The sequence below is a fragment of the Blastococcus saxobsidens DD2 genome, from assembly GCF_000284015.1.
Lineage (GTDB): Bacteria > Actinomycetota > Actinomycetes > Mycobacteriales > Geodermatophilaceae > Blastococcus > Blastococcus saxobsidens_A.
The window spans coordinates 4,570,761-4,597,343 of the sequence record NC_016943.1; the positions used below are offsets into that span (position 1 = coordinate 4,570,761).

Sequence of the window (26,583 nt, forward strand, 5' to 3'; positions counted from 1 at the left end):
GCCTGCTCGTGCCTGCGCGGCGGTCAGCTCAGCGAGACGTCCGGTCCAGCACCAGCCCGACGGTCTCCGCCGGTCGGTCCCACAGCGGGAAGTGCCCCGACCCGGTGAACCAGTACAGCTCGGCGTCGGGGAACGCCGCGGTGGCCCGGGACGCCTGGCGGGCCAGGGTCACCCGGTCGCGGCGGCCCCAGCCGATGGTCAGGCGCCCGGGCAGCGTGCCGGCCGGCGCTCCCTGCTGCTTCGGACCACGAGCCAGGTCGTCGAGCACCACGTCGAAGGACGGCGAGGCGACGTAGCCCTCGAGCTCGGTGCGGACGACGTCGGCGTCCAGGGCCCACGGGCGGGCGGAGAACTGCGCCAGCAGCGCCGTCCGGCCGGCCGGGTTGCCCAGCAGCGCGGGCAGCACCGGGCGGATGCGGCGCAGCAGGGCCACGGATGCGGCGATGCTGGTGCGGAAAACGGCCGCCTCCCGGTCGGTCCAGAAGCCACCCGGATCGAGGGCGACGTTGTCCCGCCCGACCCCCCGGCGGCTGAGCTCCAGCACCATGCGGGCGCCCAGCGAGGTGCCGACCAGCGGCGCGTCGGCCAAGCCCTCCCGGACCAGCCACTCCTGGAGCGCGTCGTTGAGCCCGGCGAGCGTCGGGTCGGCCAGCGGCGGGGTGTCCCCCGCGAAGCCGGGGAGGTCGACGGCGACGACCTCGCGCTCGGCGGACAGCCCGGGGAGCACGGGCTGCCACGTGCGCCATGAGCCCCCGAGGCCGTGCACGAGGACGAGCGGAGGTCCGGATCCTGCGCGGTGCGCGGCCATCGTCATCGGGAGCCCCTACCCGCCCCTGCGGCGACATCACCATCGCGCGCTGATCGTGGTTCCGGCCCGCTCATGACCACGCCCACCGCGCACTCGCGGGCCGGACGGCTCAGCCCAGCGGGCTGCGCGGCAGCAGGCGGTCGCTGATGATCCGCTTCTGGATCTCGCTGGTGCCCTCGAAGATCGTGGTCAGCCGGGCGTCGCGCCAGTGCCGCTCCACCTGCCGCTCGGTGGTGTAGCCGTTGCCGCCGTGCAGCTGCATGGCCTGGTTGGTCACCCGCACCGACATCTCGGTGGCCTCCAGCTTCACCATCGAGGCCTCCTTCGCGCAGGGCAGCCCGAGGTCGAGCAGGTGGGCGACCTGCCGGTAGAAGGCGCGGGACTGCTCGATCTGCGCGGCCATCTCGGCGATGGTGAACCGCAGCGCCTGGAAGTCGGCGATCGGGTGGCCGAACTGCTCGCGCTCCTGCAGGTAGCGGATCGAGTCCTCCAGCGCGGCGCGGGCCAGGCCCACCGCGCGGGCGGCGGTGTGCACCCGGGCGGTGTTGAGGAACTTCTGCGCCTCGGCGAACCCTGCCTGCTCGGCGGCCTCGCCGTCGGCGTCGCTGTCCTCCTGCGCGGCCTTGGCCTGGTCGATCACGTTCTCGCGCGGGATCCGGACGCCGTCGAACTGCAGGTCCCAGGTGAGGAAGCCGTGGTAGCCGATCTTGTCGATCGGGGAGCCGGACAGGCCCTCGGGGAACTCGCCGCGCTCCTTCTCCAGCAGCAGGTTGAGCAGGCCGGCCGAGCGCGACTCCCCCTCCTCCGCGGCGCGCTCGCGCACGAGCACCTGGATGAAGTCGGCGGCCTTGGCGTTGCCGCACCAGCGCTTGTGCCCGGTGACCACCCATTCGTCGCCCTCGAGGACGGCACGGGTGGAGACGCCGGCGAGGTCGGACCCGGCGTCGGGCTCGGACAGGGCGATGGCGCCGATCCAGTCGCCGCGCGCGCTGCGCCGGAGCAGCTCGTGCCGCCGGTCGGCGTCGAGGACCGCCGTCCCCAGGCCCTGCGAGCGGGCCAGGATGCTCGCGGTCGACATCCACGCGCGGGCCAGCTCCTCGCTGACCATGCAGTACTCGAAGACGCCGAGCCCCAGGCCGCCGTGCTCGGCGGGGACGGTGATGCCGAACCAGCCCAGCTCGGCCAGCCGGGCCAGCAGGGACGCCGGGATCTCGCCCTTCTGCGGGTCGAGCTCGTCGGCCACCGGGAGGACCTCGTCCATGGCGAACCGGCGCGCCTGCTCCTGCAGCTTCTCCCGCTCCGGGGTGTGCCACGGCGGCAGCAGCGCCGGCGGCTCGGGCTGCCACGTCTCCTTCGCGCTCGACGTCATCGTCGGGTCTCTCCTCCGCTGTCGCGCTGCCACGTGATCGCCGACCTCACCATGCGGGCGCCGTCCTCGTGCTGCAGCGCGAGGTTCGCGCTCCGGCCGCGAGTCCCGCGACCGGTCAGGACCCGCCGCGCTGCCGCGCCAGCGTGATGTAGTGCTCGACCAGCGACGCGTCGTCGACCGTGCCGGTGTTGACCGCCTTCGCCGGGTCGACGCCCTGGAACAGCCGCTTGAGCGGCACCTCCAGCCGCTTGCCGGTGCGGGTGTGCGGCACGCCGGGGACGGCGATGACCTCGTCGGGCACGTGCCGCGGCGAGGCCTGGGACCGGATCGCCGCCTTCAGCCGGTCCACCAGCTCGCCGGTGAGCTCGTCGGCCGGCGCGAGCTGCACGAACAGCGGCATCCAGTAGCCGCCGTCGGGCAGCTCCACCCCGAGCACCACGCAGTCGACGACCTCGGGGAAGGCCTCCACGACGGCGTAGATGTCGGCGGTGCCCATGCGGACGCCGCCGCGGTTGAGCGTGGAGTCCGACCGGCCGGTGATCTGGCACGTGCCGCGCTCGGTGATCTCCAGCCAGTCGCCGTGCCGCCACACGCCGGGCCACGGCTCGAAGTAGGCGGCGCGGTAGCGGGCGCCGTCGGGGTCGTTCCAGAAGTGCAGCGGCATCGAGGGCATCGGCTCGGTGATGACCAGCTCCCCGAGCTCGCCGGTCACCGGTTCGCCGCGCTCGTCCCACGACGCCGCGGCGACGGCCAGCATCGGCCGCTGCAGCTCGCCGGCGGTGACCGGCAGCAGCAGCGAGCTGCCGATGAACCCGGTGGCGACGTCGGTGCCGCCGGACAGCGACCCCAGGAAGACCTCGCGGGACACCGCGTCGTACACCCACCGGAACGTCGACGCCGGCAGCGGCGAGCCGGTGACGCCGATCGACCGGACGGCGGAGAGGTCGTAGCGCTCCCCCGGCCGCTGGCCGGCCTTCTCGCAGGCGCCGAGGTAGCCCGGGCTGGCGCCGAAGTAGGTGATGCCCGTGCGCGCGGCCAGGGCGAACAGCGCATCGACGGCCGGGTAGGTCGGCGCGCCGTCGTAGACCACCACCGTCGCCCCGCAGAGCAGGGTGGAGGTGGAGATGTTCCACATGATCCAGGCGGTGGAGGCGTACCAGAAGAAGCGGTCCCCGGGGCCGACGTCCATGTGCAGCGCCGCCTGCTTGCGCTGCTCCAGCACCACCCCGCCGTGCCCGTGCACGATGCCCTTCGGCAGCCCGGTGGTGCCCGAGGAGTAGACGATCCACAGCGGGTGGTCGAACGGCGTCGGCTCGAACTCCGGGTCCTGCGCGTCGGCGACCGCGTCGGCCCAGGACAGCGCACCGTCCGGCACCTCCGAGGGGAAGAGCCGGGGGAGGCTGATCGTCGTCTGCACGGTGGGCAGGGCCTCCCGCAGCTCGGCGACGACGTCCCGCCGGTCGTGCTCCCGGCCGTTCCAGCGGTAGCCGTCGACGGCGACGAGCACCGTCGGCTCGATCTGGGCGAACCGGTCGAGCACCGCGCGGGTGCCGAAGTCGGGCGCGCACGAGGACCACACCGCGCCCACCGTGGCCGCGCCGAGGAAGGCGACGATCGCCTCCGGCACGTTCGGCAGGTAGCCGGCCACCCGGTCGCCGGGGCGCACGCCCAGCCGGCGCAGGGTGGCGGCGAACGCGCCGACCTGACCGCGCAGCGCGGCCCAGGAGATCTCCTCCGGCTCGACGTCCTCGGCCACCGAGACCAGCGCCGGGCGGTCGGCGGCGGCCTGGCGGAACACCTCCTGGGCGAAGTTGACTCCTGTTCCCGGGAACCAGACGGCGCCGGGCATCTGCCGGCGGGGCAGCACCTGCTCGTCCGGGACGCCGGGCAGCACCCCGGTCCACTCCGCGACGTCGCCCCAGAACTGGTCCAGGTGCTCCACCGACCAGCGCCACAGCCGGTCGTAGTCGACCGGATCGCCGAAGGACAGCCCGCGCCGTTCGGCCACCCAGGCGGCGAACGCGGCGATGCGCGTACCGGCGATCGTCTCGGGGGTGGGCTGCCAGAGGACCTCGGGATCGGGCACGCCCGCACGATGCCACTCCCGGCCGGCAGGGTCCACGCCGCGCTCCTCCTCGCGCGGACCGATCCACCTGGCCGACGGGGCTCCCTGGCGGCATCCTGAGCGGCGTGCTGCCCGACCCCGCCGACGAGCGCAACGTCCTCGGCGGCCCGCTGGAACCCTGCGGCACCGACCCGGTCACCGGCTTCTACCGCGACGGGCACTGCGCCTCCGGGCCGGACGATCTCGGCCGGCACACCGTCTGCGCCGTCGTCTCCACGGAGTTCCTGGCGATGCAGCGGGAGCTGGGCAACGACCTGACCACCCCGCGGCCGGAGTACGGCTTCCCGGGACTGCGGCCCGGCGACCGGTGGTGCGTCGTCGCCGTCCGCTGGCTGCAGGCCTACCAGGCGGGTGCGGCGTCGGGGGTCGTGCTGGCCGCCACCAACGCCCGCGCACTGGAGGTCGTCCCGCTGGAGGCGCTGCGCCGGTACGCCGTCGACGTGCCCGACGACGCCAGCGGCCTGGAATGAACCCGCGCCGCCGGGTGCTGGCGCCGGCATGACCGATCTCCTCGACCTGCCCGTGACCACGCTGCAGGGGACGCCGACCACGCTGCGGGAGCTGACCGGCGGCGCACCGGCGCTCGTGGTGAACGTGGCCAGCCGGTGCGGGCTCACGTCCCAGTACGCGGCCCTGGAGGCGCTGCACGAGGAGTTCCGCGACCGCGGCTTCACCGTGATCGGCGTGCCGTGCAACCAGTTCAAGGGGCAGGAGCCGGGCACCGCCGAGGAGATCGCCGAGTTCTGCTCCGCGACCTACGGCGTCACCTTCCCGATGACCGAGAAGCTCGAGATCAACGGCCCGGGGGCGCACCCGCTGTTCCAGGAGCTCACCGGCGTCCCGGACGTGGACGGGACGGCCGGTGACGCCCAGTGGAACTTCGAGAAGTGGGTGCTCAGCGGCCAGGGCGAGGTGGTCGCCCGGTTCCGGCCGCGCACCGAGCCCGACGCCCCCGAGGTGCGCGCCGCGATCGAGTCGGTGCTCCCCGGCTGAGCGGGTTACGTTCGCCCCATGGCCTCTCCCGACCTCCGCTTCTGGTTCGACCCGGTCTGCCCGTTCGCCTGGATGACCAGCACGTGGGTCCGCCAGGTGTCGGCCCAGCGGGAGTACGCCGTGGAGTGGCGGTTCATCTCGCTGCGGCTGCTCAACGCGCACATCGACTACGACACCCACTTCCCGCCCGAGTACGAGGCGGGGCACACCGCGGGCCTGCGGCTGCTGCGCGTGGCGGCCCGCGCCCGCGCCGAGCACGGCCCGGACGCCGTCGGCCCGCTGTACGCGGCGCTGGGCGCGCAGATCTTCGAGACGCCGAACGAGCCCGGCGACGAGGTCCGGCGGGGCACCCGCGAGTTCCTCGAGCCGGTCCTGGCCGAGGTGGGCCTGCCGGCCGACCTGGCGGATGCCCTGGACGACACCGCCTGGGACGAGCAGATCCGGGCGGAGACCGACGAGGCGCTGGCGCTCACCGGCAAGGACGTGGGGACGCCGATCCTGCACTTCCGGCCGCCGGAGGGCGTGGCCTTCTTCGGCCCGGTCATCAGCCGGCTGCCCAGCGAGGAGGAGGCCGTGGCGCTGTGGGACCACGTCGTGGGTCTCGCCTCGTTCCCGGGGTTCGCCGAGCTCAAGCGCAGCCTGCGCGAGCGGCCGCAGCTGCCGGCCTTCGGCGTGCGGCCGGGCGAGGCGGGCACGCAGGAGGACTGGCACGGCGGCAGCCGGCGGCAGAAGCGCTGACCCACCGGGCCGGGAGCCGAGCTAAGGTAAGCCTTATCTGACCTTTCGCCGTCCGTCCCGGGAGCTGCTCGTGGCCACCACGGTCGACGTCCCGGCCCGGGGCGCGGCACGACCGAGCGCGCGTCCGCTGCGCGCCCGCCGGCTGGGCACGCTGCTCCTGCTGCTGGTGCTCGTGGTCGCCGCCGCGCTGGCCAGCATCGCCGTCGGCACCCGTGCCATCGGGCTGGGCGAGGTGTGGGGCGCGCTGCTCGACTCCTCGCTGGACACCGAGGAAGCAGTGATCATCCGCGAGCTCCGGGTGCCGCGGACGGTGCTCGGGCTCATGGTCGGGGCCGCCCTCGCCCTGGCCGGTGCCCTCATGCAGGGCCACACCCGCAACCCGCTGGGCGACCCGGGGCTGCTCGGGGTCACCGCGGGCGCCTCGCTCGCCGTCGTCCTGGCGATCTCGACCCTGGGCATCACCCATCCGGGCGGTTACGTCTGGTTCGCCTTCGCCGGGGCGCTGGCCGGCACCGTGCTGGTCTACGCGATCGGCTCGGCCGGGCCAGGCGGGGCGACGCCGGTCACCCTCGCGCTGGCCGGGGCGGCGCTGTCGGCCCTCCTGTTCGCGCTTGTCCGGGCCATCGTGGTCGCCGACGAGCAGACGCTGGACAGCTTCCGCTTCTGGGTGGTCGGCTCACTGGCCGGCCGGGACGCCGCGGTGGCCTGGCAGGTGGCCCCCTCCCTCGCCGCCGGCCTCGTCCTCGCGCTGGTCAACGCGCCCGCGCTGAACCTGCTGGGCCTGGGCGACGACGTGGCGCGCGGGCTGGGGCAGCGCATCTGGCTGGCCCGCGCGGTGGGGCTGGCCGCCGTCACGCTCCTCGCCGGCGCCGCCACCGCCGCTGCCGGGCCGATCGCGTTCGTCGGCCTGGTGGTGCCGCACGCCGTCCGCGCGCTCACCGGCCCCGACCACCGCTGGCTGCTGCCCTGCTCGGCGCTGCTGGGCGCGACCCTGCTGCTGGTCGCCGACGTGCTCGGCCGGATCGTCGCCCGCCCTGGCGAACTGCAGGTGGGCATCGTGCTGGCGCTGATCGGCGCACCCTTCTTCGTCGCGCTCGTGCGCCGGCGCCGGACGGCCGGGCTGTGAGCGTCGCGGCGCCGGCCCGCCGGCCCGGCGCGGACAGCGGGGCGCGGACACCCGTCCGCGGCGGCCGGACGGTGCGCGTGGGCCCGGTCTCGGCCCTGCTGCGCTGGCGGCAGCTGGCCGTCCCGGTGGCCGCGCTCGCCCTGCTGGTGCTGGCCGCCGCGCTCAGCATGGGCCGCGGGGACTACCCGATCGGCATCGGCGAGGTGCTGCGCACGCTGGCCGGCCTGGCGGACGACCCCCAGGAGTTCGTCGTGCTGCAGCTCCGGGCGCCGCGCGTGGTCGTGGGGGCGCTGGTCGGGCTGGCGCTCGGCGTCTCGGGCGCGCTGTTCCAGACCTTCGCCCGCAACCCGCTCGCCTCACCGGACACCCTGGGCATCACCAGCGGCGCCTCGGTCGGTGCCGTGGCGGCGATCGTGCTCAGCGGCGGATCGTCCGCCGGCGCGGTGCTGGGCGGGCTGGGCATCCCGGTCGCCGCCCTGCTCGGTGCCCTGCTCACCGGGGCCCTGCTGTTCGCCCTCACCTGGCGGGCCGGGGTCGACGGGTACCGGCTGGTGCTGATCGGCATCGCCCTGTGGTCGGTCGGCGCCGCCCTGGTCGACTGGCTGCTCACCAACGCCGAGATCTACGACGCCGCATCGGCCTACGTGTGGATCACCGGGTCGCTCAACGCGCGCACCTGGGACCACGCCCTGCCGCTCGCCCTCGCCGTGGCGGTCCTGCTCCCGCTCGCGCTCGCCGCCGGGCGGGCGCTCGGCGTCCTGCAGTTCGGCGACGACACCGCCCGCGGGCTGGGGCTGCGGCTGGCCGGCACGCAGACCGCCGTCGTCCTGCTGGCCGTGGGCCTGGTCGGCTTCGCGGTGTCGGCGGCCGGACCGATCACCTTCGTCGCGCTGGTCGTGCCGCAAATCGCGGTGCGGCTCACCGGGGGCTCGCGGCCGCCGCTGCTGGCCTCCGGCGTCCTGGGGGCACTGCTCGTGGTGGCCGCCGACCTGGTCACCCGCACCGTGCTGCCCCAGGCGCTGCCGGTCGGCATCCTCACCGCCGCCATCGGCGCCCCGTACCTGCTCTGGCTCCTGATCCGCGGAAGGCGGCGGTCCACGATATGACCCAGCTCCTGACCCCCCGGACGGAGGCGCGCACCGGACGGGTCCGTCTCAGCGCCGAACAGGTGCGCCTCGCCTACGACGACCGGGTCGTCGTCGACGGCCTCGACCTGGAGCTCACCGAGGGCTCGTTCACGGCGATCGTCGGGCCCAACGGCTGCGGCAAGTCCACCGTGCTCCGCGCCCTCGGCCGGCTGATGCGGCCGACGTCGGGGCAGGTGCTGCTGGACGGCCGGGCCATCGCCCGCACGCCCACCCGCGAGGTGGCCAGGATCCTGGGCCTCCTCCCCCAGACCCCGGTGGCGCCGGAGGGGCTCACCGTGGGCGACCTGGTGGCCCGTGGCCGGCACCCGCACCAGACCTGGCTGCGCCAGTGGTCCCGGGACGACGAGGCGGTGGTGGCCGAGGCGCTGTCCTGGACCGACATGGCCGACCTCGCCGACCGCCCCGTCGACACGCTGAGCGGAGGGCAGCGGCAGCGGGCCTGGATCTCGATGGCGCTGGCCCAGGGCACCGACCTGCTGCTGCTCGACGAGCCGACCACCTACCTCGACCTCTCGCACCAGATCGACGTCCTGGAGCTGGTGGGCCGGCTGCACGCCGAGCTGGGCCGCACGGTCGTCCTGGTCCTGCACGACCTCAACCTCGCCGCCCGGTACGCCCAGCGGCTGGTGGCCATGAAGGACGGCGTCCTGGTGGCTTCCGGGACGCCGGAGGAGGTGCTCACCGAGCGGCTGCTGGCCGACGTCTTCGAGCTCGAGGCGCGGGTGCTGCCGGACCCGGTGGCCGGCACCCCGATGGTCGTCCCCGTGCGCCGACTGCGGCGGACCACCCCCTCGCCGCAGCCACTTAGGGCAGGCTAACCTTCCTCACGACCGGGATGATCATGCATCCCCGATGAGGGAGTTCCGTTGCACCACACCGCGCGCCGCCTGACGGGCGGCCTCCTGGCCCTGGGCATGACCGTCGGCGTCAGCGCCTGCGGCGACGACCCGGCCACCGACCCCGAGCCCGCCGCCGAGGGCAGCTGGTCGTTCACCGACGACCTCGGCCGGACCGTCACGCTCGACGAGGCCCCCGACCGGATCGCCGGCCTCAACGACCTGACCGCCTCGCTGTGGAACTACGGCATCGAGCCGGTCGCCACCTTCGGGCAGACCTCGGCCGACGACGACGTCGCCTTCGAGGGCCGCGACCTCGACGACGTGGCGATCGTGGGCTCCACCTACGGCGAGATCGACCTGGAGGCGCTGGCCGCCGCCGACCCCGACGTCATCGTCACCACGATCTACCCCGACGACTCCTCCGGCGAGATCCCGGCGGACAAGGCGGGTTACGGCTTCAACGACCTGGCGCAGCAGGAGCAGGTCGCGCAGATCGCGCCGATCATCCACATCGCCTACCGCGGCTCGGCCGCCGACGTGATCGAGCGCGTGGTCGAGTTGGCCGACGCGCTCGGCGTGGACACCGAGGGCGGCGAGGTCGCCGCGGCGCGCGCCGACTTCGAGGCGGCCTCCGCGGAGCTCACCGAGGCCGCCGCCAGCGGCGTCACCGTGCTCCCGGTGTTCGCCACGCCGGCCGACGGCTGGTGGATGGCCAAGGCGTCCGACGACCCCCAGCTGGCCCTCTACCAGGACCTGGGCGTGACCTTCGTCGAGCCGGGCGGCGACGGCTACTTCTGGCACTCGGTCGGCTGGGAAGAGGTCCCCGGCCACCCGAGCGACGTGCTCCTGTACTCGCTGCGGTTCAGCATGACGCCCGAGGAGATCGCCGCGCAGCCGACCGCCGCCCTGCTGCCCGCCGTGCAGGCGGGACAGCTGCGCCCGTGGAAGTACATCGGCCCGGACTACGTCTCCCAGGCCGCTTACATGGCGGAACTGGCCGGCTACCTCTCCGAGGCCGAGGACGTCACGCCCTGATACCCGCGACCCCGGCTCCGCGTCACGACGACAGCGGGGCCGGGGTCTCCGGCACCAGGGGCTCGGTGGTGCGAGCGGTCTGGGCGAGCAGGATCCCGGTGAGGACGACGACGCCACCGACGATCTGCCAGCCGGTGAGCACCTGCTCCACCCACAGCCACGCGACGATCGAGGCGAACACCGGTTCGGCCGTGGCGACCAGCCCCGCCGCCGTGGGCGGCAGGTGGCGCAGGGCGGCGATCGACAACCAGAAGGGCATGATCGCGCCCATCACCGCGATCCACGCGACCAGGACCCAGAGCGGCAGCTCCAGCGAGCCGATCGAGACCGGCACGCTGCGGCCGAGCACCCCCGCGTCGAACTGCCACCACGGCGCGGCTCCGGACCAGAAGATGGCCGCGGCCACGAAGGCCCAGCAGGTGAGGGTCACCGGATCGCGGGTGACCGTCCCCCGCTCGCCGATGAGGTAGTAGGTCGCCAGGGCGACGGCGGCACCGAGCCCGGCCGCGACGCCCAGCACGTCCAGCGATCCGCCACCGGTCCAGATCTCGGTCACCAGGGCCAGCCCCGACAGCGACAGCACGAGCGCCAGCCACACCCGGCTGCGCACCTTCTCGCGCCGGACCAGCCAGACGTAGAGGGCGATGAGCACCGTCCCGGTGAACTCGAACACCAGCGCGATGCCCACCGGCAGCCGGCCGATCGCCACGTAGAACAGGTACTGCGTCATGGCGATGCCGATGACGCCGAGCACGGCCAGCAGCGGGAGCTCCCGGCGGGCGACCTTCAAGCGGCCGGGTGCGGTCACCAGCAGGACGGCGAGCAGCCCGATGGCGGCCCCGGTGCACCGGAGGGCGGTCAGCCGCGGTGCGGATATCCCCGCCTCGAGCGCGAGGGTCGAGACCGTGCCGTTGACGGCGAAGAACCCGGCTGCGGCGAGGGTGAGGCCGTAGCCGAGGGCGGGGCGGGCGTTGCGGTGCACTCCGGCACGGTAGCGGGCTAGCTCCCCCGAGCCACCTACGACGCCTAGAAGAGCGCGAGGTCCTGCACGGGCGGGCGCGGGGCCGGCCCGGAGGCGGTGAAGACCGCATCGAGGCCGGTCACCTCGAACACCCGCCACACCGACGGCTGCACGTCGCACAGCTGCAGCGCGATGCCTCGCTGCAGGCACCAGCGCCGCACGGTGAGCAGCACCGAGAGCCCCACGGAGCCGAGGGAGGGCACGCCGCCGAGGTCCAGTTCCAGGACGGTGCAGCCGGCCAGCGGCCGCGCGGCGACGAACGCCTCCAGCTGCGGTGCGGTGACCAGGTCCAGGTCGCCGTCCACCGCGACGCGGGCGTGCCCGCCGGCGGTCTCCCACTCCAGGCGCAGTGCCGGCGCCTCGGGCGCGGGGTGCGTGACCCACCACGGGCGGCGCCCACCCGGCGGCCGCGCCAGCCGCCGGCTGACGTCCCACTCGTGCGCCCGCACCATGCCCAGTCGTCCCCCGGTCACCGGGGACTCCGCCCCGTCGGGCCGGACGGTACGTGCGGCGACCAGGGGGTAGGACGGGTTCCGGCACCGGATCGGCCGCCACGCCGCGCCCCTCACCGGACGTGACGGGCCCGTTCCGCTGGGTCCGGCCATGGGGCCTGGTCATCGCGGGCAGCGGCGGACCGGTCGGAGGAGAGGAGGCTGCGTGGAGCGTCGCCCGCCGTGGTCGGACCGCCGGCGCCGCACCCTGCTCGTGCTGGCGATCGGCAGCGTCGCCGGTGGCCTGGGCGCGCTCGCGTTGCCCGACCAGTTCGGCCTCACCGCCGCCGCGATCGGTGCGCTGAGCGCGTTCCTGTTCGTGGCCGCCGCGGTGGTGTTCGTCGTCGTCCCGGGGCCCGGGACCGCCGGCACCCTGGCCCGCACCGCACCGCTGGCCGGCGCGGTCCTCGTGGTCGCCGTCCTCCTGCTCTTCTCGACGTCCGCGGAGCTGCGCCGGCTGTGGTCGCTGACCGCCGTGGCCGCCGCCGGCTGGACCGCCTACGCGGTGTGGCAGACCCGGCGGCACGAGGGCTGACCGGCGGCGACAGACTGCCCGTCATGGACGTGCCCGAGGCCCTCTACCTGCCCGACGGCGACGGCTTCACGGCCACCGCCCTCACCATCGGCCCCTGGGACGCGGCGCACCAGCACGCCGGGCCGCCGGCGGCGTTGCTGCTGCGCGCCGCGGAACAGGCCAGCGGGATCGACGGCGGCCAGACGGTGCGGCTGGCCTACGACATCCTCGGCCCGGTGCCGGTCGGACCGGTGCAGGTGCGCACCTCGGTGCTGCGCCCCGGCCGGCGGGTCGAGCTGGTCGAGGCGGCGCTGTCCGCCGGGAACGACCGCCCGCTGATGCGGCTGTCGGCCTGGCGGATGCGCTCGCGCGGGGACGCCGCACCGGCGACGCCGCTGACGCACCCGGCACCGGCCGGTCCGGAGGAGAGCCGCCCCGAGCGGGCGGCGTTCTTCACCACCGAGGTCGCCTACCACCGGGCGCTGGAGTGGCGGTTCGCCGCCGGCACCTTCAACGGGCCCGGCCCGGCCATCGCCTGGACCCGGCCGGAGTGCGCCCTGGTCGCCGGGGAGACGATGACGCCGCTGCAGCACCTGCTGGTCATGACCGACGCGGCCAGTGGCATCTCCGCGACGCTGGACTGGACCCGCGCCACGTTCGCCAACGTCGACCTCTCCGTGGCCCTGCACCGGCCACCGCGCGGCGAGTGGCTCGGCATGGACGCCGCCACCGTCCACGGCGGCACGGGGGCGGCCCAGTGCAACGCGCTCCTCTTCGACGCCGACGGGCCGATCGGCCGGTCCAGCCAGTCGCTGTTCGTGGAGCCGCGGTGACCGGTCCGCCCCGGACGGAAGAGGTGCCTCCGCGCCCGCACCGGCCGCCTGCCACTGTGGAAGGGTCGCTTCCCCCGACGATTGGAGCTCAGCGCAGTGGACGCGTGGAGAGAGGTGCTGGGCTGGCTGTCCGGGCGCGGCCTCGAGGTCGTGCTGATCATCCTCGGGTCGGTGCTGCTGGCCCGGTTCGTCGGCTGGGCCGGCACCCGGATCACCGACCGGATCGACCGCAACGCCACCGGGGGCGACGCGCTCGTGCGCTCCGAGGCGGCCAAGCACCGGCACTCGCTCACCCAGGTGCTCACCTGGGCGGCGATCGTGCTCATCTACTCGATCTCGGTCTTCTTCGCCCTCGACCGCCTCGGCGTCCCGATCACCGGCCTGGTCGCGCCGGCCACCGTGCTCGGCGTCGGCCTGGGCTTCGGCGCCCAGCGCATCGTCGGTGACGTGCTGGCCGGCTTCTTCATCATCACCGAACGGCAGTACGGGTTCGGCGACGTCGTCGCCATCCAGGTCCTGGGCGGGATGGAGCCCGCGTCGGGCACCGTGGAGGACGTGACGCTGCGCGTCACCCGACTCCGGTCCCCCGACGGGGAGGTGGTCACCGTGCCCAACGGGCAGATCGTCAAGGTGATCAACCTGTCCCGCGACTGGGCGCGGGCGGTCGTCGACGTGCCCGTCCCGACCAGCGTGGACGTCAACCGGGCGAACGAGGTGTTGCGCGAGGTGGGCCGTGCGGCCTTCCGCGATCCGGCGCTGCGGCCGCTGCTGCTGGACCCGCCGAGCGTGATGGGCGTGGAGAGCCTGGACCTCGAGCAGGTCAACATCCGGGTGGTCGCGCGCACGCTGCCGGGCAAGCAGTTCGAGGTGGGCCGGGACCTGCGGGCGCGCGTGGTCCAGGCCTTCCGGAGCCAGGGCATGCAGGTGCCGCAGGCGGCGACCGTCCACGACCCCGCGGACGACGGCGCGACCGCCGTGCAGGAAGGAGTCCGATGAGCGCGCCCGGCCAGGACCGGGCCGACGGCGGGGCACCCCCCGCCCCCACGGTGAGCACCGCCCCGGCCGCCGCGGGCACCACGTCCCCCGACGTCGCGCCGGGTCACCGCTGGTGGTCGGCGATCCCCCGGAACCTGGGCCGGGCACGCACGTCGACCGTCGTCCTCGGGCTGCTGTTCGTCGGCGTCTTCGCGCTCTACCTGAACGTCCGCCCGCCGGACCCCGGCCGGGCGCCGGCCGCACCCGGCGACACCGTCGAGCAGCCGGTGACGACGACGGAGCCGACCGAGCCGACGGAGGACGAGCCGACGGAGATCGAGCCGACGGAGATCGAGCCGACGGAGACCGGGCCCACGGAGACCGGGCCCACGGGAACCGGGCCCACGGCACCGACCACGCCGCCGCCCACGAGGACCGGCTCTCCCTCGCCGACGGCGCCGCCCACCACGGGCCCGTCCCCGGATGGCGAACCGACCGAGCCGACCACGCCGGAGACCACCGCACCCGCGCCGACCGGCGGCACGGGCGGCGGCAGCGTCCCCGACTCCCCGACGGGCTGACGGGACGTCGCGCCCGGGTACGGCGGTACCGGTGTTTCACGTGGGACAACGGCGTCCTAGGATCGGGCCTGGCTCCTGAGGGGCAGCGCGAAGCACCTGGCTGGCTGCCCGGCAACCTCTACTCCGTCTGAGGTGCTCCAGGGGAAGAGCCGGCTGGACGGCGCCCGCCGCCCGGCAAGGACGGAGCTCCCGTGCGCCGCGGGTCTCCGCGAGCGAGAGGAGACGGCGCATGACCGACCCTGCAGCCTGGAGCTTCGAGACCCGGCAGATCCACGCCGGCACGAGCCCCGACCCGGCCACCGGCGCCCGCGCGCTGCCGATCTATGCGACCACCGCCTACCAGTTCCGCGACACCCAGCACGCCGCGGACCTGTTCGGCCTGGCCGAGATGGGCAACATCTACACGCGGATCATGAACCCCACGCAGGACGCGCTGGAGCAGCGCGTCGCCTCCCTGGAGGGCGGCGTCGCGGCGCTCGCGGTGGCCAGCGGCCAGTCGGCGACCACGCTGGCGATCCTGAACATCGCCGAGGCCGGTGACCACGTCGTCGCCTCCGCCTCGCTCTACGGCGGCACCTACAACCTGCTGCACCACACGCTGCCCAAGCTCGGCATCACGGTCTCCTTCGTCGAGGACCCGGACGACCCGGAGGCATGGCAGGCGCTGGTGCGGGACAACACCAAGGCGTTCTTCGGGGAGTCGATCGGCAACCCCAAGGGCGACGTCCTCGACATCGAGGCCGTGGCCGGGGCGGCGCACCGCAACGGGGTCCCGCTGATCGTGGACAACACCATCGCGACGCCGTTCCTCATCCGGCCCCTGGAGTTCGGTGCCGACGTCGTCGTGCACTCCGCCACCAAGTACCTGGGCGGGCACGGCACGGCGATCGCCGGGATCATCGTGGACGGCGGCGGCTTCGACTGGACCGCCGGCAAGCACCCCGGCTTCACCACACCCGACCCGACGTACCACGGCGTGGTCTACGCCGACCTCGGCGCGCCCGCGTTCGCGCTCAAGGCCCGCGTGCAGCTGCTGCGCGACCTCGGCCCGGCGATCTCGCCGTTCAACGCCTTCCTCGTGGTCCAGGGCATCGAGACCCTGTCGCTGCGCATGGAGCGGCACGTCGAGAACACCCTGGAGGTGGCCCGGTTCCTCGAGGGGCACGACGAGGTGGACCGGGTGAACTACCCGGGCCTGGAGTCCTCGCCCTGGCACGCGGCCCAGCAGAAGTACGCGCCGAAGGGCGCCGGGGCCGTCCTCACCTTCGAGTTGCACGGCGGGCGGGAGGCCGGGCAGCGGTTCGTGGAGGCGCTCGAACTGCACAGCCACGTGGCGAACATCGGTGACGTGCGCAGCCTGGTCATCCACCCGGCCTCGACCACGCACTCGCAGCTCACCGCCGAGGAGCAGCTCACCACCGGGGTCACCCCCGGCCTGGTGCGGCTGGCCGTGGGCCTGGAGGGCATCGAGGACATCCTGGCCGACCTGGAGGCCGGTTTCCGCGCCGCCAAGTCGGCCTAGGAACCACGTCGGCCGAGGACAGGGAGCGCCGCAGAGATGGGCGGGTGGGTCGAGGGCGATCCGGTGGGCGACCGCCGGTTCCTCGACCTGCCCGGCCCGTTCGAGCCGGAGCGTGGGGGCCGCCTGCCGGGCGTGCGCATCGCCTACGAGACCTGGGGGACGCTCGCGCCCGGCGGGGACAACGCCGTCCTGGTGGAGCACGCGCTGACCGGCGACAGCCACGTCACGGGCAGCGCCGGGCCGGGGCACCCGACGCCGGGATGGTGGAGCGGCCTCGTCGCCCCGGGCGCCGCGCTGGACCCGGCGCGGTTCTTCGTCGTCTGCGCCAACGTCCTGGGCGGGTGCCAGGGGACGACCGGGCCGTCGTCGCGGGCGCCGGACGGCCGCCGCTGGGGCGCCCGATTCCCCGAGGTGACCGTGGGCGACCAGGTGCGGGCGGAGGAGGCCTTGGCCGACACGCTCGGCATCGACCGCTGGGCCTGCGTCATCGGCGGATCGATGGGTGGCATGCGCGCCCTGGAGTGGGCGGTGGCGCTGCCCTCCCGCGTGGACACGCTGTTCTTCCTGGCCTCCGCCGCGGTCTCCTCGGCCGACCAGATCGGCACGCAGACCACCCAGCAGGCCGCGATCCGCGCCGACGCCCGCTGGTCCGGGGGCGACTACCCACTCCACGCGGCTCCGGAGGACGGTCTGGGCATCGCCCGGCGGATCGCCCACCTCACCTACCGCAGTGCCCTCGAGCTCGATGCCCGGTTCGGCTCGCGGGTGCAGGAGGACCACCGGTTCGCCGTCGCCTCCTACCTCGAGCACCACGCCGGCAAGCTGGCCCGCCGGTTCGACGCCGGCAGCTACGTGCTGCTCACCGAGGCCATGAACAGCTGGGACGTCGGCCGCGGCCGGGGCGGGGTCGAGGCCGCGCTGGGACGGATCACCGCGCGTGCGCTGGTCGCCGGCGTGGACACCGACCGCCTCTACCCGCCCGAGCAGCAGCAGCGGGTCGCCGACGCTCTCGGCGTGCCCCTGCGGCTGATCTCCTCCCCGTACGGCCACGACGGCTTCCTGCTCGAGACCGCCGCCGTCGACGGGCTGCTGCGCGAGCTGCTCGCCTGATCGTCGGCGAGGGCGACGAACTCGTGGTGATCAGCGGCTGATGGCCACGAGTTCGTCACGCTCGCGCCGTCGGTAGCGTCCGGGCGCATGAGCTACGACGTCGCCGCGCTGCGCGCCTCCTTCCCGTCGCTGGTGAGCGGCACCGCACACTTCGACGGCCCCGGCGGCACCCAGGTGCCCGACGCGGTGGGCCGGGCGGTGGCCGCGACCCTGACCGCGCCGATCAGCAACCGCGGCCCGGTGACCAGCGCGGAACGGTTCGCCGACGCGACGGTGCTGGCGGCGCGGGCGGCGATGGCCGACCTGCTCGGCGTCGACCCGGGCGGCGTCGTGTTCGGGCGCAGCGCCACCCAGCTCACCTTCGACCTGGCCCGCACGCTGGCGGCCGGCTGGGGCCCCGGCGACGAGGTGGTGGTCACCCGGCTCGACCACGACGCGAACATCCGGCCGTGGGTGCTGGCCGCCGGCGCGGCCGGGGCGACCGTGCGGTGGGCCGCCTTCGATCCGGCCACCGGCGAGCTGACCGCCGACGACGTCGCCGCCGTGCTCACCGACCGGACCCGGCTGGTCGCGGTGACCGGGGCGTCGAACCTCATCGGCACCCGCCCGCCGATCGCCGCGATCGCCGAGCGGGTGCACGCGGCCGGCGCGCTGCTGGTCGTCGACGGCGTGCACCTGACCGCGCACGCGCCGGTGGACGTCCCCGCCCTCGGCGCCGATGTGCTCCTCTGCTCGCCCTACAAGTTCCTGGGCCCGCACTGCGGCGTCCTGGCCGCCGACCCCGCGCTGCTGGCACGCCTGCAACCGGCCAAGCTGCTGCCGTCGTCGGACGCGGTGCCCGAGCGCTTCGAGCTGGGCACGCTGCCCTACGAACTGCTGGCCGGGACGACGGCGGCGGTGGACTTCCTGGCCGACCTCGGGGGTTCCGGAACGCGCCGGGAGCGGCTGGTGGCGGCGATGACCGCGATCGCGCAGCACGAGGACCGGCTCCGCGAGCGCCTGGAGGCGGGGCTGGCGCAGCTGCCCGGGGTCCGGCTGTGGTCGGGGGCGGCGCACCGCACCCCGACGCTGCTGCTGACCTTCGAGGGGCGCGGTGCCACCGAGCATGCGGCCGCCGACGCCTACCGGTTCCTCGCCGACCGGGGCGTCAACGCGCCGGCCGGCTCCTTCTACGCCGTCGAGGCCAGCCGGTGGCTCGGCCTCGGCGACACCGGCGGCCTGCGGGTGGGCCTGGCCCCCTACAGCGACACCGAGGACGTGGACCGGCTGCTGGCCGGGCTGCGCGAGTGGCTCGCCGCCTGACGCTGCCTCCGGCACAGGAAGCCATGCCTACGGTTTCGGCTCACGACCCATAGGCAAAGCCTCCTATGCCTGGATCAGGTCATGTCGTCGCCGGGCTGGTGCCCGGCCGGAGGCAGCTTCCCGCGGACGACGGGGCGCACGGTGCGCGCCGACTCCAGCCGGTCGGTGTAGCTGATCGCGTTGCCCTGGATGTGCAGCTGGTCGTCGTCGGTGGCCTCGCGCAGCACCTTGGCGGGGACGCCAGCGATGAGCGAGCGGGGCGGGAACACCTTGCCCTGGGTGACGACGGCGCCCGCGGCGACGATGGAGCCCGACCCGATGTGCGCGCCGTTCATGACGATGCTGCCCATGCCCACCAGCACGTCGTCGTCGATCCGGGCGCCGTGCAGCACCACCCGGTGCCCCACCGAGACGCGCTGCCCCACCACGAGCGGGAAGCCCTCGTCGGAGTGCAGGGTGCAGCCGTCCTGGATGTTGGAGTCGGCGCCGATCTCGATGACCTCGGCGTCGGCCCGGGCCACCGCGCCGTACCAGATGCTCGACCGCGGGCCCATGGTCACCGCGCCCACCACCACCGCCGTGGGCGCGACGAAGGCGTCGTCGGCGATCGCCGGGGCGCCGAAGGGCAGTTCTGCGATGTAGTTGTCCGCCACGTCGCCCAGCACAGCACAGGCCCGCGTGACGCGCACCGGCCGGGCCCGGCAGACTCGCCGGCATGCCGGCGTCCCTCCCTCCCTTTCCCACGTCGATCGTCGGGAGCCTGCCCCAGCCGGGCTGGCTGATCGACCGCGACCGCCTCGCCCACCAGTTCCCGCCGCGGGTGCGCGCGCGGGAGCTGTGGCGGGTGGCACCCGAGCTGCTCGCCGAGGCGCAGGACGACGCGACCCGGCTGGCGATCCGCTCGCAGGAGGAGGCCGGGCTCGACATCGTCACCGACGGCGAGATCCGGCGGGAGTCGTACTCCAACCACTTCGCGACGGCGCTGACCGGCGTGGACGTCGACGACCCCGGCACCGTGCTGAACCGGTCGGGGAAGCCGATCCCGGTGCCGCGGGTGCGGAGCGCGATCTCCCGGCCCGCCCCGATCCAGGCCGACGACGTCCGCTTCCTGCGGGCGCACACCGACCGGACCGTGAAGATCACCGTCCCCGGCCCGTTCACCATGGCGCAGCAGGCCCAGGACGACCACTACGGCGACGACCGCGCGCTGGCGCTGGCCTACGCCGACGTCGTCCGCGCGGAGATCGCCGACCTCTTCGCCGCCGGCGCCGACATCGTGCAGATCGACGAGCCCTGGCTGCAGGCCCGCCCCGACGTCGCCCGGAAGTACGGCGCGGAGGCGGTGACCCGGGCGGTGGAGGGCGCTCCCGGTCCGGTGCACCTGCACCTGTGCTTCGGCTACGCGGCGATGGTGTCCGAGCGCCCCGAGGGCTACTCGTTCCTGCCCGAGCTCGCCGACACCCCGGTCCACACCGTCGCCGTCGAGACGGCGCAGTCGCACCTCGACCCGGCCACCCTGCGGCCGCTCCGGGGCAAGGGCATCGCCCTCGGGGTCCTCGACCTGTCCACGCCGGAGGTCGAGAGCCCCGAGGTCGTGGCCGACCGGGTGCGCCGCGCGCTGGACGACGTGGACGCCGACCGGCTGGTGCTCACCAGCGACTGCGGGCTCAAGTACCTGCCGCGGGAGTCCGCGGCGGGCAAGATGCGGTCGCTGGCGCTGGCCGCCGCGGTGCTGCGCGCGGAGCGGTAGCCCCCGGCGTCAGATCAGGCCGTGCGCGTGCACCGCCTCGGCGACCTGCATGAACCCGGACACGTTGGCGCCGAGGACCAGGTCGCCGGGCGAGCCGTACTCCTCGGCCGTCTCGTGGCAGCGGGTGTGGATGTCCCGCATGATCTCGGCCAGCCGGTCCTCGGTGTGCTCGAAGGTCCAGCGGTCGCGCGAGGCGTTCTGCTGCATCTCCAGCGCCGAGGTGGCCACGCCGCCGGCGTTGGCGGCCTTGCCGGGCGCGAAACCGACGCCCGCCTCGCGGAGGACCTTCACCGCCGACGGGGTGGCCGGCATGTTCGCCCCTTCGACGACGTAGCGGCAGCCGTTGCGCGCCAGCGCCGTGGCGGCGTCGCCGTCCAGCTCGTTCTGCGTGGCGCTGGGGATCGCGACGTCGCACGGGACGTCCCAGATGCTCCCGCCGGGCACGAAGGTGGCGCCGTCCCGCCGCTCGGCGTAGTCGGCCACCCGCCCCCGCTCGACCTCCTTGACCTGCTTGAGCAGCTCGAGGTCGATGCCCTTGTCGTCCACGACGTAGCCGCTGGAGTCGGAGCAGGCGACCGCGGTGCCGCCGAGCTGGTGCACCTTCTCGATCGCGTAGACGGCGACGTTGCCCGAACCGCTGACGACGGCCCGCTTGCCGGCGAAGTCCTCGCCGCGGGCGGCCATCATGGCCTCGGCGAAGAAGACGGCCCCGTAGCCGGTCGCCTCGGTGCGCACGAGGGCTCCGCCCCAGCCGAGTCCCTTGCCGGTGAGGACGCCGGACTCGTAGCGGTTGGTGATCCGCTTGTACTGGCCGAACAGGTAGCCGATCTCACGCGACCCCACGCCGATGTCGCCGGCGGGAACGTCGGTGTACTCGCCCAGGTGCCGGTAGAGCTCGGTCATGAACGACTGGCAGAACCGCATGACCTCGGAGTCGGACCGGCCCTTCGGGTCGAAGTCCGAGCCGCCCTTGCCACCGCCGATGGGCATGCCGGTGAGCGCGTTCTTGAAGATCTGCTCGAAGCCGAGGAACTTCACGATGCCGAGGTTCACCGACGGGTGGAACCGCAGGCCGCCCTTGTACGGGCCGAGGGCGGAGTTGAACTCCACCCGGAAACCGCGGTTGATCTGCACGTCGCCGCGGTCGTCCTGCCACGGGACGCGGAAGATGATCTGCCGCTCGGGCTCGCAGATCCGCTCGACGGTCTTCATCTCGGTGTACTCGCTGTGCCGGTCCAGGACGACCGCCAGGGACTCGAGCACCTCCCGGACGGCCTGGTGGAACTCGGTCTCACCAGGGTTGCGCCGCAGCACCTCGTCGTAGATGCCCAGCACCGTGGCAGGAACCTCGCCGCTCATCAGGCCTCCTCGCTCCATACGTTCCGACGGGAGCAACGTACGGGGCGGGGCCGGATCGCGATGGAGCAGGTCGCCCCGGACCGGTGCCGGGTTCCGTGGGAGCGCGGGTCAGCCGGTGGGGCGGACGCCGAACCGGAAGCCGCCCTGGTCGACGCTCGTCACCGACAGGGGCGTGCCGTAGGTCCGGGCGTGCACGATCATCCCGTTGCCGATGTAGAGGGCCACGTGGCTGATCGGCGAGTAGTAGAAGACCAGGTCACCGGGCTGCAGCTCCCCCCGGGAGAGCTGCGGGCCGATCGTGGACTGGCCGCCACTGGTCCGCGGGAGCGCGATGCCGGCGGCCGCGTAGGCGTAGGACGTCAGCCCCGAGCAGTCGAAGGCGTCGGGGCCGGTCGCGCCCCGGCGGTAGGGCGAGCCCACCTGGGCCAGCGCCACCTGGATCGCGGTTGCCGCGGCGCTGCCCGGTACGACCGGCAGTTCGTCGACCGCCGGCGTCGGCAGCCTCGGGCCGGCCACGACGGTGGAGACCCGGGCCTGCTCCTCGGCCGACAGGCGGGCGTAGTCGGACTCGTACTGGGCCGCCCGCCGCTCGACCTCCGCCTGCTGGCCCTGGAGCTCCGTCAGGCCGGCCCGGGCGGTGGCGGTCGCCTGGTCGGCGGCCACCTGGGTCTGCTCGGCGGCGGCCCGGGCCGCGGCGACCTCGGCGATGACCGCATTGGTGTGCGAGGCGATCATGTCCAGCGTCGTCATCTGCCGGATCAGGTCGTCGGCGGAGTCGCTGGTGAGGAAGGCGGCCAGCCGAGAGGTCGAGGTGCCGGTGAAGCTGCTCTGGACGATCGCCCGGATCTGCGGCTCGTGGACGGCGAGCGCCTGCCGGGCCGCCTCGGCCTGGGCGGCCGCCTCGGCTGCGGCCGCCTGCTGGGCGGCGACGATCTCCTCCGCCTCGTGCACCTGGGCCTCGACGAGGGTGAGCTGCTGAGCGGCCTCGGCCACCAGCGCGGCGGCCTCGGCGACGGTGCCGGGTGTCGCAGCGGCCGTCGTGGGGGTGAGGACGCCGGTGGCGCCGGCGACCAGGGCCGCGGCGAGAGCGAGAGCGGCACGCGGACGGCGATGAGTGATCCTGCGCTGCGACTGCACCGTGACCTCCGATCACTCGCGCCGGGCCCGGGGAAGGGGCCGCACTCATGCGCGTCAGGACGGAACGTAGGGATGCAGTGTCGACGAGTAGTGGACGGCGCGCGGAGCGGGGACCGTGGGATGCCCCGCTCGTCACATGCGTCCCACCGGCGCTCACCCGCCCCGGGCGGGACCGCGCCGCGGTGTGCCACGCCGGAGGTGCCCCGGCCGCGCAGCCCGGTCGCCGCCCAGACGCACGAAGGGCACCGACGGCGACGTCGGTGCCCCAGTGCAGGCGGTGGTTGCGCGCGGACGGGCCGGCGGAGCCCGTCGTTCAGCCGGGGAGGCGCTCCTGCACCTCGATGCCGGCCACGGCCGCGAAGTCGCGCAGGATCGCCGCGAGCTCCTCGGAGGTCCACGGCTCGCAGCAGTTGCAGCCACCCTCGCTGAAGGTGACCAGGCCGATGGACCCGCCGGCCTGGTCCTCGGCGATGGCGAGGTGCCCGGCGGCCGGGTGGCGGTGGCAGGCGCAGGCCGCGGCGCAGAGGCCCAGGCCCCAGCCGGAGATCACGACGGTGTGCCCGTCGTCGCGGACCTTGCCCACCTGGAAGACGGACGGCTTGCGACTCCTGCTCACGGAGTCCTCCCCTCGACAACCCCGTGGGAAGCGGGGCTTGTGTTCGGTTTCCCAGAAGAACTGGGGTGCGAGAGGTTTCGGCACATCCAGGCCCGGGGTGAAGCTCTCAGTCACCAGCACTTCCGCAACCGAGCGTAATTCCGTCGATACGTTTCGTCCCCGGCACTTTCCGCCAGCGGTTCACGATCCACTTGTCGAGAACTACGCCGTTGTCATTCGCCGCCGCGCTCAGCTGGCCGGGCTCACGCTGCTCATGTTGAAGTCCGGCACCCGCAGGGCCGGCATGGCGGTACGGGTGAACCAGTCGTTCCACTCCCGCGGCAGGGTCCGCTCGGTGACGCCGGCCTGCACCGCCCGGGCGAGCAGGTCGACCGGCGACTCGTTGAACCGGAAGTTGTTCACCGCGCCGGTGACCTCGCCGTTCTCGACCAGGAACACGCCGTCGCGGGTCAGCCCGGTGAGCAGCAGGGTCTGCGGATCAACCTCGCGGATGTACCACAGGGTGGTCAGCAGCAGGCCCCGGTCGGTGGCCGCCACCATCTCCTCCTGCGTGGCCGTGACGCCCGGCTGCTCGAGGATCAGGTTGTCGACCGCGGCGATGGCGGGTGCCGTGGTCGTCAGCGCCCACGCCCGGGGACGGATCAGGTTGGCGAGCACGCCCTCGGAGATCCAGTCGACCGCCGGGGTGGCCATGCCGTTGTCGAAGACCGACGCCGAGCCCGACGACGAGCCCACCACCTGGAACGGCGCGGCCTCCAGGCCGGGGAAGCACGGATCGCTGCGCAGGGTCAGCGGCAGCGCCGCGAGCCGGTCGCCGACCCGGTTGCCCCCGCCCGGCCTGGCGAAGACGTTGCGACCCTCGTCGGCGTCCCGGGCCTCCATCGTCCAGTAGAGATAGATCATCAGGTCGCTGACCGCCGAGGGCGGCAGCAGCGTCTCGTAGCGCCCGGCCGGCAGGTCCACCCGCCGCTGGGACCAGGCCATCTTCCGCTCGACGTCGGCGGCCAGGTCGGCCACCGACACGTCGCTGAAGTCCCGGGTGCCCGTGCCGGCCCAGACCGAGCGGCCGAAGTCCGGCGTCTTGCCGTTGAGCTCCACCCGCCCGGTGGGCTGGTCGTGCCGCAACCGCAGCCCGGTGGAGCTGCCCACAAAGGTGGTGCGCATCGTGTGCTCGGCGAACCCGAACAGCAGCTCCCCCCGGTCGCGCGCCTCACCGAACGCCTGTCCCAGCGCGGGCGCGAAGTCGGCGAAGACACCGATCGAGGTCTCCGCCGGGTCGGCGGCCCAGTTCCCGTCCCCCGGCGGCACGCCGCGGTCCGGATCCGGGGCGATCAGCGGCATCGCGTCCTCGGCCGGGCCGGCGTCGCGGGCGGCCTGCTCGCTGGCGGCGACCAGCTCGGCGATGTCCGGCGTCCCGCTGCGGGTCACCGTGCCGACGGCCGTGCCGGCGCCGCCGTCGACGAACGAGATCACCACGACCTGGCGCGAGCGCATGGCCCCGTTGGTGGTGAGGCTGTTGCCCGCCCACCGGAGGTTGGCCTCCGAGCCCTCGACCACGACGGTGATCTGCCCGTCGGCGGTGGAGGCGGCCAGCGCCTGCTCGACGACCTCCTGCGGACGCTGGTACCTCATCGGCCGGCCTCCTCGACGGTGTTGAGGATGCTGACGTCCTCGAACAGCGCCGTCGGGCAGCCGTGGCTGACCGCCGCGGTCTGGCCGGGCTGGGCCTTGCCGCAGTTGAAGGCACCGCCGAGCACGTAGGTCTGCGGGCCGCCGACCGCCGACATCGAACCCCAGAAGTCCGTCGTCGTCGCCTGGTAGGCGACGTCGCGCAGCTGGCCGGCCAGCTTCCCGCCCTCGATCCTGTAGAAGCGCTGCCCGGTGAACTGGAAGTTGTAGCGCTGCATGTCGATCGACCAGCTCTTGTCGCCGACGACGTAGATGCCGCGCTCGACCCCGGCGATGATCGCTTGCGTCGAGGGGCCGTCGGGCGCGGGCTGCAGCGACACGTTGGCCATCCGCTGCACCGGCACGTGCCCCGGCGAGTCGGCGTAGGCGCAGCCGTTCGAGCGGTCCATGCCCTGCCGCCGGGCCATGTTCCGGTCGACCTGGTAGCCGACCAGGACGCCGTCCCGGACGATGTCCCACTGCTGGCCGGCGACGCCCTCGTCGTCCCAGCCGACGGTGGCCAGTCCGTGCAGGGCGGTGCGGTCGCCCGTCACGTCCATCAGCGCGGAGCCGTACTGCAGGCTGCCGAGGAGGTCGGGCGTCGCGAACGAGGTGCCCGCGTAGGCGGCCTCGTAGCCCAGCGCCCGGTCCAGCTCGGTGGCGTGGCCGATCGACTCGTGAATGGTCAGCCAGAGGTTCGACGGGTCGACGACCAGGTCGTAGCGGCCCGACTGCACCGAGGGCGCCGTGGTCTTCTCGCGCAGCAGGTCGGGGAGTTCGGCCAGCTCGGCCCGCCAGTCCCAGCCGGTGCCGGTGAGGTACTCCCAGCCGCGGCCGGCCGGGGGGGCGAGGGTGCGCATGCTCTCGAACGAGCCGGTGGCGCGGTCGACGGCGAGCGCGGTGACGTCGGGGTTGATCCGCACCCGCTGCTGGCGGGTGCGCGTCCCGGCCGTGTCGGCGTAGTACTTCTGCTCCTTGACCAGCAGGCAGGTGGCCTGCACGTGCTCGACGCCGTCGGCGGACAGCAGCTGCTCGGAGAACTCGGTGAGCAGCGCCGACTTCTCCGCGTCGGGCACCGTGAACGGGTCGACGTCGTAGGCGGAGATCCAGGTGCCGTCGTAGGCCGGCTCGGGCGCCAGCTCGACCCGGTCCTGGTTGAGCGCGGCGGCCACCCGGGCCACCGCCACGGCCTCCTCGGCCAGCCGCACCGCCTCGGCCGCGGTGAGGACGACGCCCGCGGCGAACCCCCAGGTGCCCTCGTGCACCACGCGGACGGCGAGACCCAGGTCCTCCCCGTCGGTGAACGACTCGGGCCGGGCGTCGCGCAGGCTGATCGTCTGGGTGCGGATCCGCTCGACCCGGAGGTCGGCGTGCTCGCAGCCGAGGTCGACCGCGCGGGTCAGCGCGGCGTCGGTGAGCGCGGACAGCGGCAGCGCGAGGAACGCCTCGTCGATGGCGCGGGGTGCTGGCACGAACCCCTGTCTACCAGCGGAAGGGGCACGGGTGAGGCGGCACGCCCCGGG

At 74.2% G+C, this 26,583-nt stretch carries 26 protein-coding genes and 1 riboswitch; of the genes, 15 read left to right on the top strand and 11 right to left on the bottom strand.

Annotated features, from left to right (window positions below; genetic code table 11):
- Nucleotides 1–28: 28 nt before the first annotated feature.
- From BLASA_RS21665 to BLASA_RS21675, 3 genes are all read right to left on the bottom strand, one after another.
- Nucleotides 29–814: an alpha/beta fold hydrolase gene (locus tag BLASA_RS21665; RefSeq protein ID WP_014378409.1), complete on the bottom strand. Its 786-nt coding sequence runs from the start codon at nucleotides 812–814 to the stop codon at nucleotides 29–31.
- A 103-nt stretch (nucleotides 815–917) separates the two neighbouring features.
- Nucleotides 918–2,177: an acyl-CoA dehydrogenase family protein gene (locus tag BLASA_RS21670; RefSeq protein WP_014378410.1), complete on the bottom strand. Its 1,260-nt coding sequence runs from the start codon at nucleotides 2,175–2,177 to the stop codon at nucleotides 918–920.
- Nucleotides 2,178–2,292: 115 nt separating this feature from the next.
- Nucleotides 2,293–4,263 carry an acetoacetate--CoA ligase gene (locus BLASA_RS21675; RefSeq protein ID WP_041776848.1) on the bottom strand — a complete coding sequence of 657 codons (1,971 nt, stop codon included), beginning with the start codon at nucleotides 4,261–4,263 and terminating at the stop codon, nucleotides 2,293–2,295.
- A 104-nt stretch (nucleotides 4,264–4,367) separates the two neighbouring features.
- On the opposite strand from BLASA_RS21675, the gene BLASA_RS21680 reads away from it, so the two are divergent.
- The 7 genes from BLASA_RS21680 (at nucleotide 4,368) to BLASA_RS21710 (ending at nucleotide 10,181) form a co-directional block, all read left to right on the top strand.
- Nucleotides 4,368–4,772 carry a DUF2237 family protein gene (locus BLASA_RS21680; RefSeq protein ID WP_014378412.1) on the top strand — a complete coding sequence of 135 codons (405 nt, stop codon included), beginning with the start codon at nucleotides 4,368–4,370 and terminating at the stop codon, nucleotides 4,770–4,772.
- Nucleotides 4,773–4,800: 28 nt separating this feature from the next.
- Nucleotides 4,801–5,295 carry a glutathione peroxidase gene (locus BLASA_RS21685; RefSeq protein ID WP_014378413.1) on the top strand — a complete coding sequence of 165 codons (495 nt, stop codon included), beginning with the start codon at nucleotides 4,801–4,803 and terminating at the stop codon, nucleotides 5,293–5,295.
- 18 nt (nucleotides 5,296–5,313) lie between these two features.
- Nucleotides 5,314–6,033 (top strand): hypothetical protein, encoded by a 720-nt coding sequence (locus BLASA_RS21690; RefSeq protein WP_014378414.1) that lies wholly within the window; start codon nucleotides 5,314–5,316, stop codon nucleotides 6,031–6,033.
- Nucleotides 6,034–6,103: 70 nt separating this feature from the next.
- A complete protein-coding gene (locus tag BLASA_RS21695) occupies nucleotides 6,104–7,159 on the top strand; it encodes a FecCD family ABC transporter permease (protein WP_014378415.1) in 1,056 nt (351 codons plus the stop codon).
- Nucleotides 7,156–8,265, top strand: coding sequence for a FecCD family ABC transporter permease (locus BLASA_RS21700; protein WP_014378416.1), 1,110 nt, complete (start codon nucleotides 7,156–7,158; stop codon nucleotides 8,263–8,265). The genes BLASA_RS21695 and BLASA_RS21700 overlap by 4 nt, the downstream gene beginning before the upstream one ends.
- Complete coding sequence (locus BLASA_RS21705; protein WP_014378417.1) at nucleotides 8,262–9,125, top strand: ABC transporter ATP-binding protein; 864 nt, start codon at nucleotides 8,262–8,264, stop codon at nucleotides 9,123–9,125. The genes BLASA_RS21700 and BLASA_RS21705 overlap by 4 nt, the downstream gene beginning before the upstream one ends.
- A gap of 48 nt (nucleotides 9,126–9,173) precedes the next feature.
- Nucleotides 9,174–10,181 carry an ABC transporter substrate-binding protein gene (locus tag BLASA_RS21710; RefSeq protein ID WP_014378418.1) on the top strand — a complete coding sequence of 336 codons (1,008 nt, stop codon included), beginning with the start codon at nucleotides 9,174–9,176 and terminating at the stop codon, nucleotides 10,179–10,181.
- A 22-nt stretch (nucleotides 10,182–10,203) separates the two neighbouring features.
- On the opposite strand, the gene BLASA_RS21715 is transcribed toward BLASA_RS21710, so the two are convergent.
- Both BLASA_RS21715 and BLASA_RS23750 read right to left on the bottom strand, forming a co-directional pair.
- A complete protein-coding gene (locus BLASA_RS21715) occupies nucleotides 10,204–11,163 on the bottom strand; it encodes an EamA family transporter (RefSeq protein WP_014378419.1) in 960 nt (319 codons plus the stop codon).
- Nucleotides 11,164–11,207: 44 nt separating this feature from the next.
- Nucleotides 11,208–11,675: an STAS domain-containing protein gene (locus BLASA_RS23750; protein WP_166486624.1), complete on the bottom strand. Its 468-nt coding sequence runs from the start codon at nucleotides 11,673–11,675 to the stop codon at nucleotides 11,208–11,210.
- Nucleotides 11,676–11,859: 184 nt separating this feature from the next.
- Between BLASA_RS23750 and BLASA_RS21725 the strand changes: the two genes are divergently transcribed.
- The 7 genes from BLASA_RS21725 (at nucleotide 11,860) to BLASA_RS21755 (ending at nucleotide 18,530) form a co-directional block, all read left to right on the top strand.
- Entirely contained in the window at nucleotides 11,860–12,228 is a 369-nt protein-coding gene (locus tag BLASA_RS21725) for a hypothetical protein (protein ID WP_014378421.1), read from the top strand.
- Nucleotides 12,229–12,251: 23 nt separating this feature from the next.
- Nucleotides 12,252–13,040, top strand: a complete 789-nt coding sequence (locus tag BLASA_RS21730) for a thioesterase family protein (protein WP_014378422.1) — start codon at nucleotides 12,252–12,254, stop codon at nucleotides 13,038–13,040.
- A 96-nt stretch (nucleotides 13,041–13,136) separates the two neighbouring features.
- Nucleotides 13,137–14,036 carry a mechanosensitive ion channel family protein gene (locus tag BLASA_RS21735; RefSeq protein ID WP_166486625.1) on the top strand — a complete coding sequence of 300 codons (900 nt, stop codon included), beginning with the start codon at nucleotides 13,137–13,139 and terminating at the stop codon, nucleotides 14,034–14,036.
- Nucleotides 14,033–14,596: a hypothetical protein gene (locus BLASA_RS23755; RefSeq protein WP_051005092.1), complete on the top strand. Its 564-nt coding sequence runs from the start codon at nucleotides 14,033–14,035 to the stop codon at nucleotides 14,594–14,596. The genes BLASA_RS21735 and BLASA_RS23755 overlap by 4 nt, the downstream gene beginning before the upstream one ends.
- A gap of 71 nt (nucleotides 14,597–14,667) precedes the next feature.
- Nucleotides 14,668–14,783, top strand: a riboswitch (SAM riboswitch).
- 42 nt (nucleotides 14,784–14,825) lie between these two features.
- Complete coding sequence (locus BLASA_RS21745) at nucleotides 14,826–16,118, top strand: bifunctional o-acetylhomoserine/o-acetylserine sulfhydrylase (protein ID WP_014378425.1); 1,293 nt, start codon at nucleotides 14,826–14,828, stop codon at nucleotides 16,116–16,118.
- A 36-nt stretch (nucleotides 16,119–16,154) separates the two neighbouring features.
- The gene (gene metX / locus BLASA_RS21750; protein ID WP_014378426.1) at nucleotides 16,155–17,228 is read left to right on the top strand and encodes a homoserine O-acetyltransferase MetX; all 1,074 of its coding nucleotides are present in this window, start codon (nucleotides 16,155–16,157) and stop codon (nucleotides 17,226–17,228) included.
- 87 nt (nucleotides 17,229–17,315) lie between these two features.
- Nucleotides 17,316–18,530, top strand: a complete 1,215-nt coding sequence (locus BLASA_RS21755; protein WP_014378427.1) for a cysteine desulfurase-like protein — start codon at nucleotides 17,316–17,318, stop codon at nucleotides 18,528–18,530.
- A gap of 74 nt (nucleotides 18,531–18,604) precedes the next feature.
- Here BLASA_RS21755 and BLASA_RS21760 read toward each other — a convergent pair whose 3' ends face one another.
- Nucleotides 18,605–19,183, bottom strand: a complete 579-nt coding sequence (locus BLASA_RS21760) for a gamma carbonic anhydrase family protein (RefSeq protein ID WP_051005252.1) — start codon at nucleotides 19,181–19,183, stop codon at nucleotides 18,605–18,607.
- A 62-nt stretch (nucleotides 19,184–19,245) separates the two neighbouring features.
- Here BLASA_RS21760 and BLASA_RS21765 point away from each other — a divergent pair, with 62 nt between their 5' ends.
- The gene (locus tag BLASA_RS21765) at nucleotides 19,246–20,280 is read left to right on the top strand and encodes a uroporphyrinogen decarboxylase family protein (protein WP_014378429.1); all 1,035 of its coding nucleotides are present in this window, start codon (nucleotides 19,246–19,248) and stop codon (nucleotides 20,278–20,280) included.
- 9 nt (nucleotides 20,281–20,289) lie between these two features.
- On the opposite strand, the gene gdhA is transcribed toward BLASA_RS21765, so the two are convergent.
- From gdhA to BLASA_RS21790, 5 genes are all read right to left on the bottom strand, one after another.
- Nucleotides 20,290–21,639 (bottom strand): NADP-specific glutamate dehydrogenase, encoded by a 1,350-nt coding sequence (gdhA, locus tag BLASA_RS21770; RefSeq protein WP_014378430.1) that lies wholly within the window; start codon nucleotides 21,637–21,639, stop codon nucleotides 20,290–20,292.
- Between the two features lie 108 nt (nucleotides 21,640–21,747).
- On the bottom strand, nucleotides 21,748–22,776 hold the full coding sequence (locus BLASA_RS21775) for a C40 family peptidase (protein ID WP_014378431.1): 1,029 nt from the start codon (nucleotides 22,774–22,776) through the stop codon (nucleotides 21,748–21,750).
- Nucleotides 22,777–23,089: 313 nt separating this feature from the next.
- Nucleotides 23,090–23,392, bottom strand: coding sequence for a hypothetical protein (locus tag BLASA_RS21780; RefSeq protein WP_014378432.1), 303 nt, complete (start codon nucleotides 23,390–23,392; stop codon nucleotides 23,090–23,092).
- A 228-nt stretch (nucleotides 23,393–23,620) separates the two neighbouring features.
- A complete protein-coding gene (locus BLASA_RS21785; RefSeq protein WP_014378433.1) occupies nucleotides 23,621–25,024 on the bottom strand; it encodes a metallopeptidase TldD-related protein in 1,404 nt (467 codons plus the stop codon).
- Nucleotides 25,021–26,532 (bottom strand): TldD/PmbA family protein, encoded by a 1,512-nt coding sequence (locus BLASA_RS21790; RefSeq protein WP_014378434.1) that lies wholly within the window; start codon nucleotides 26,530–26,532, stop codon nucleotides 25,021–25,023. Before BLASA_RS21790 ends, BLASA_RS21785 begins: the two co-directional genes overlap by 4 nt.
- Nucleotides 26,533–26,583 lie beyond the last annotated feature (51 nt).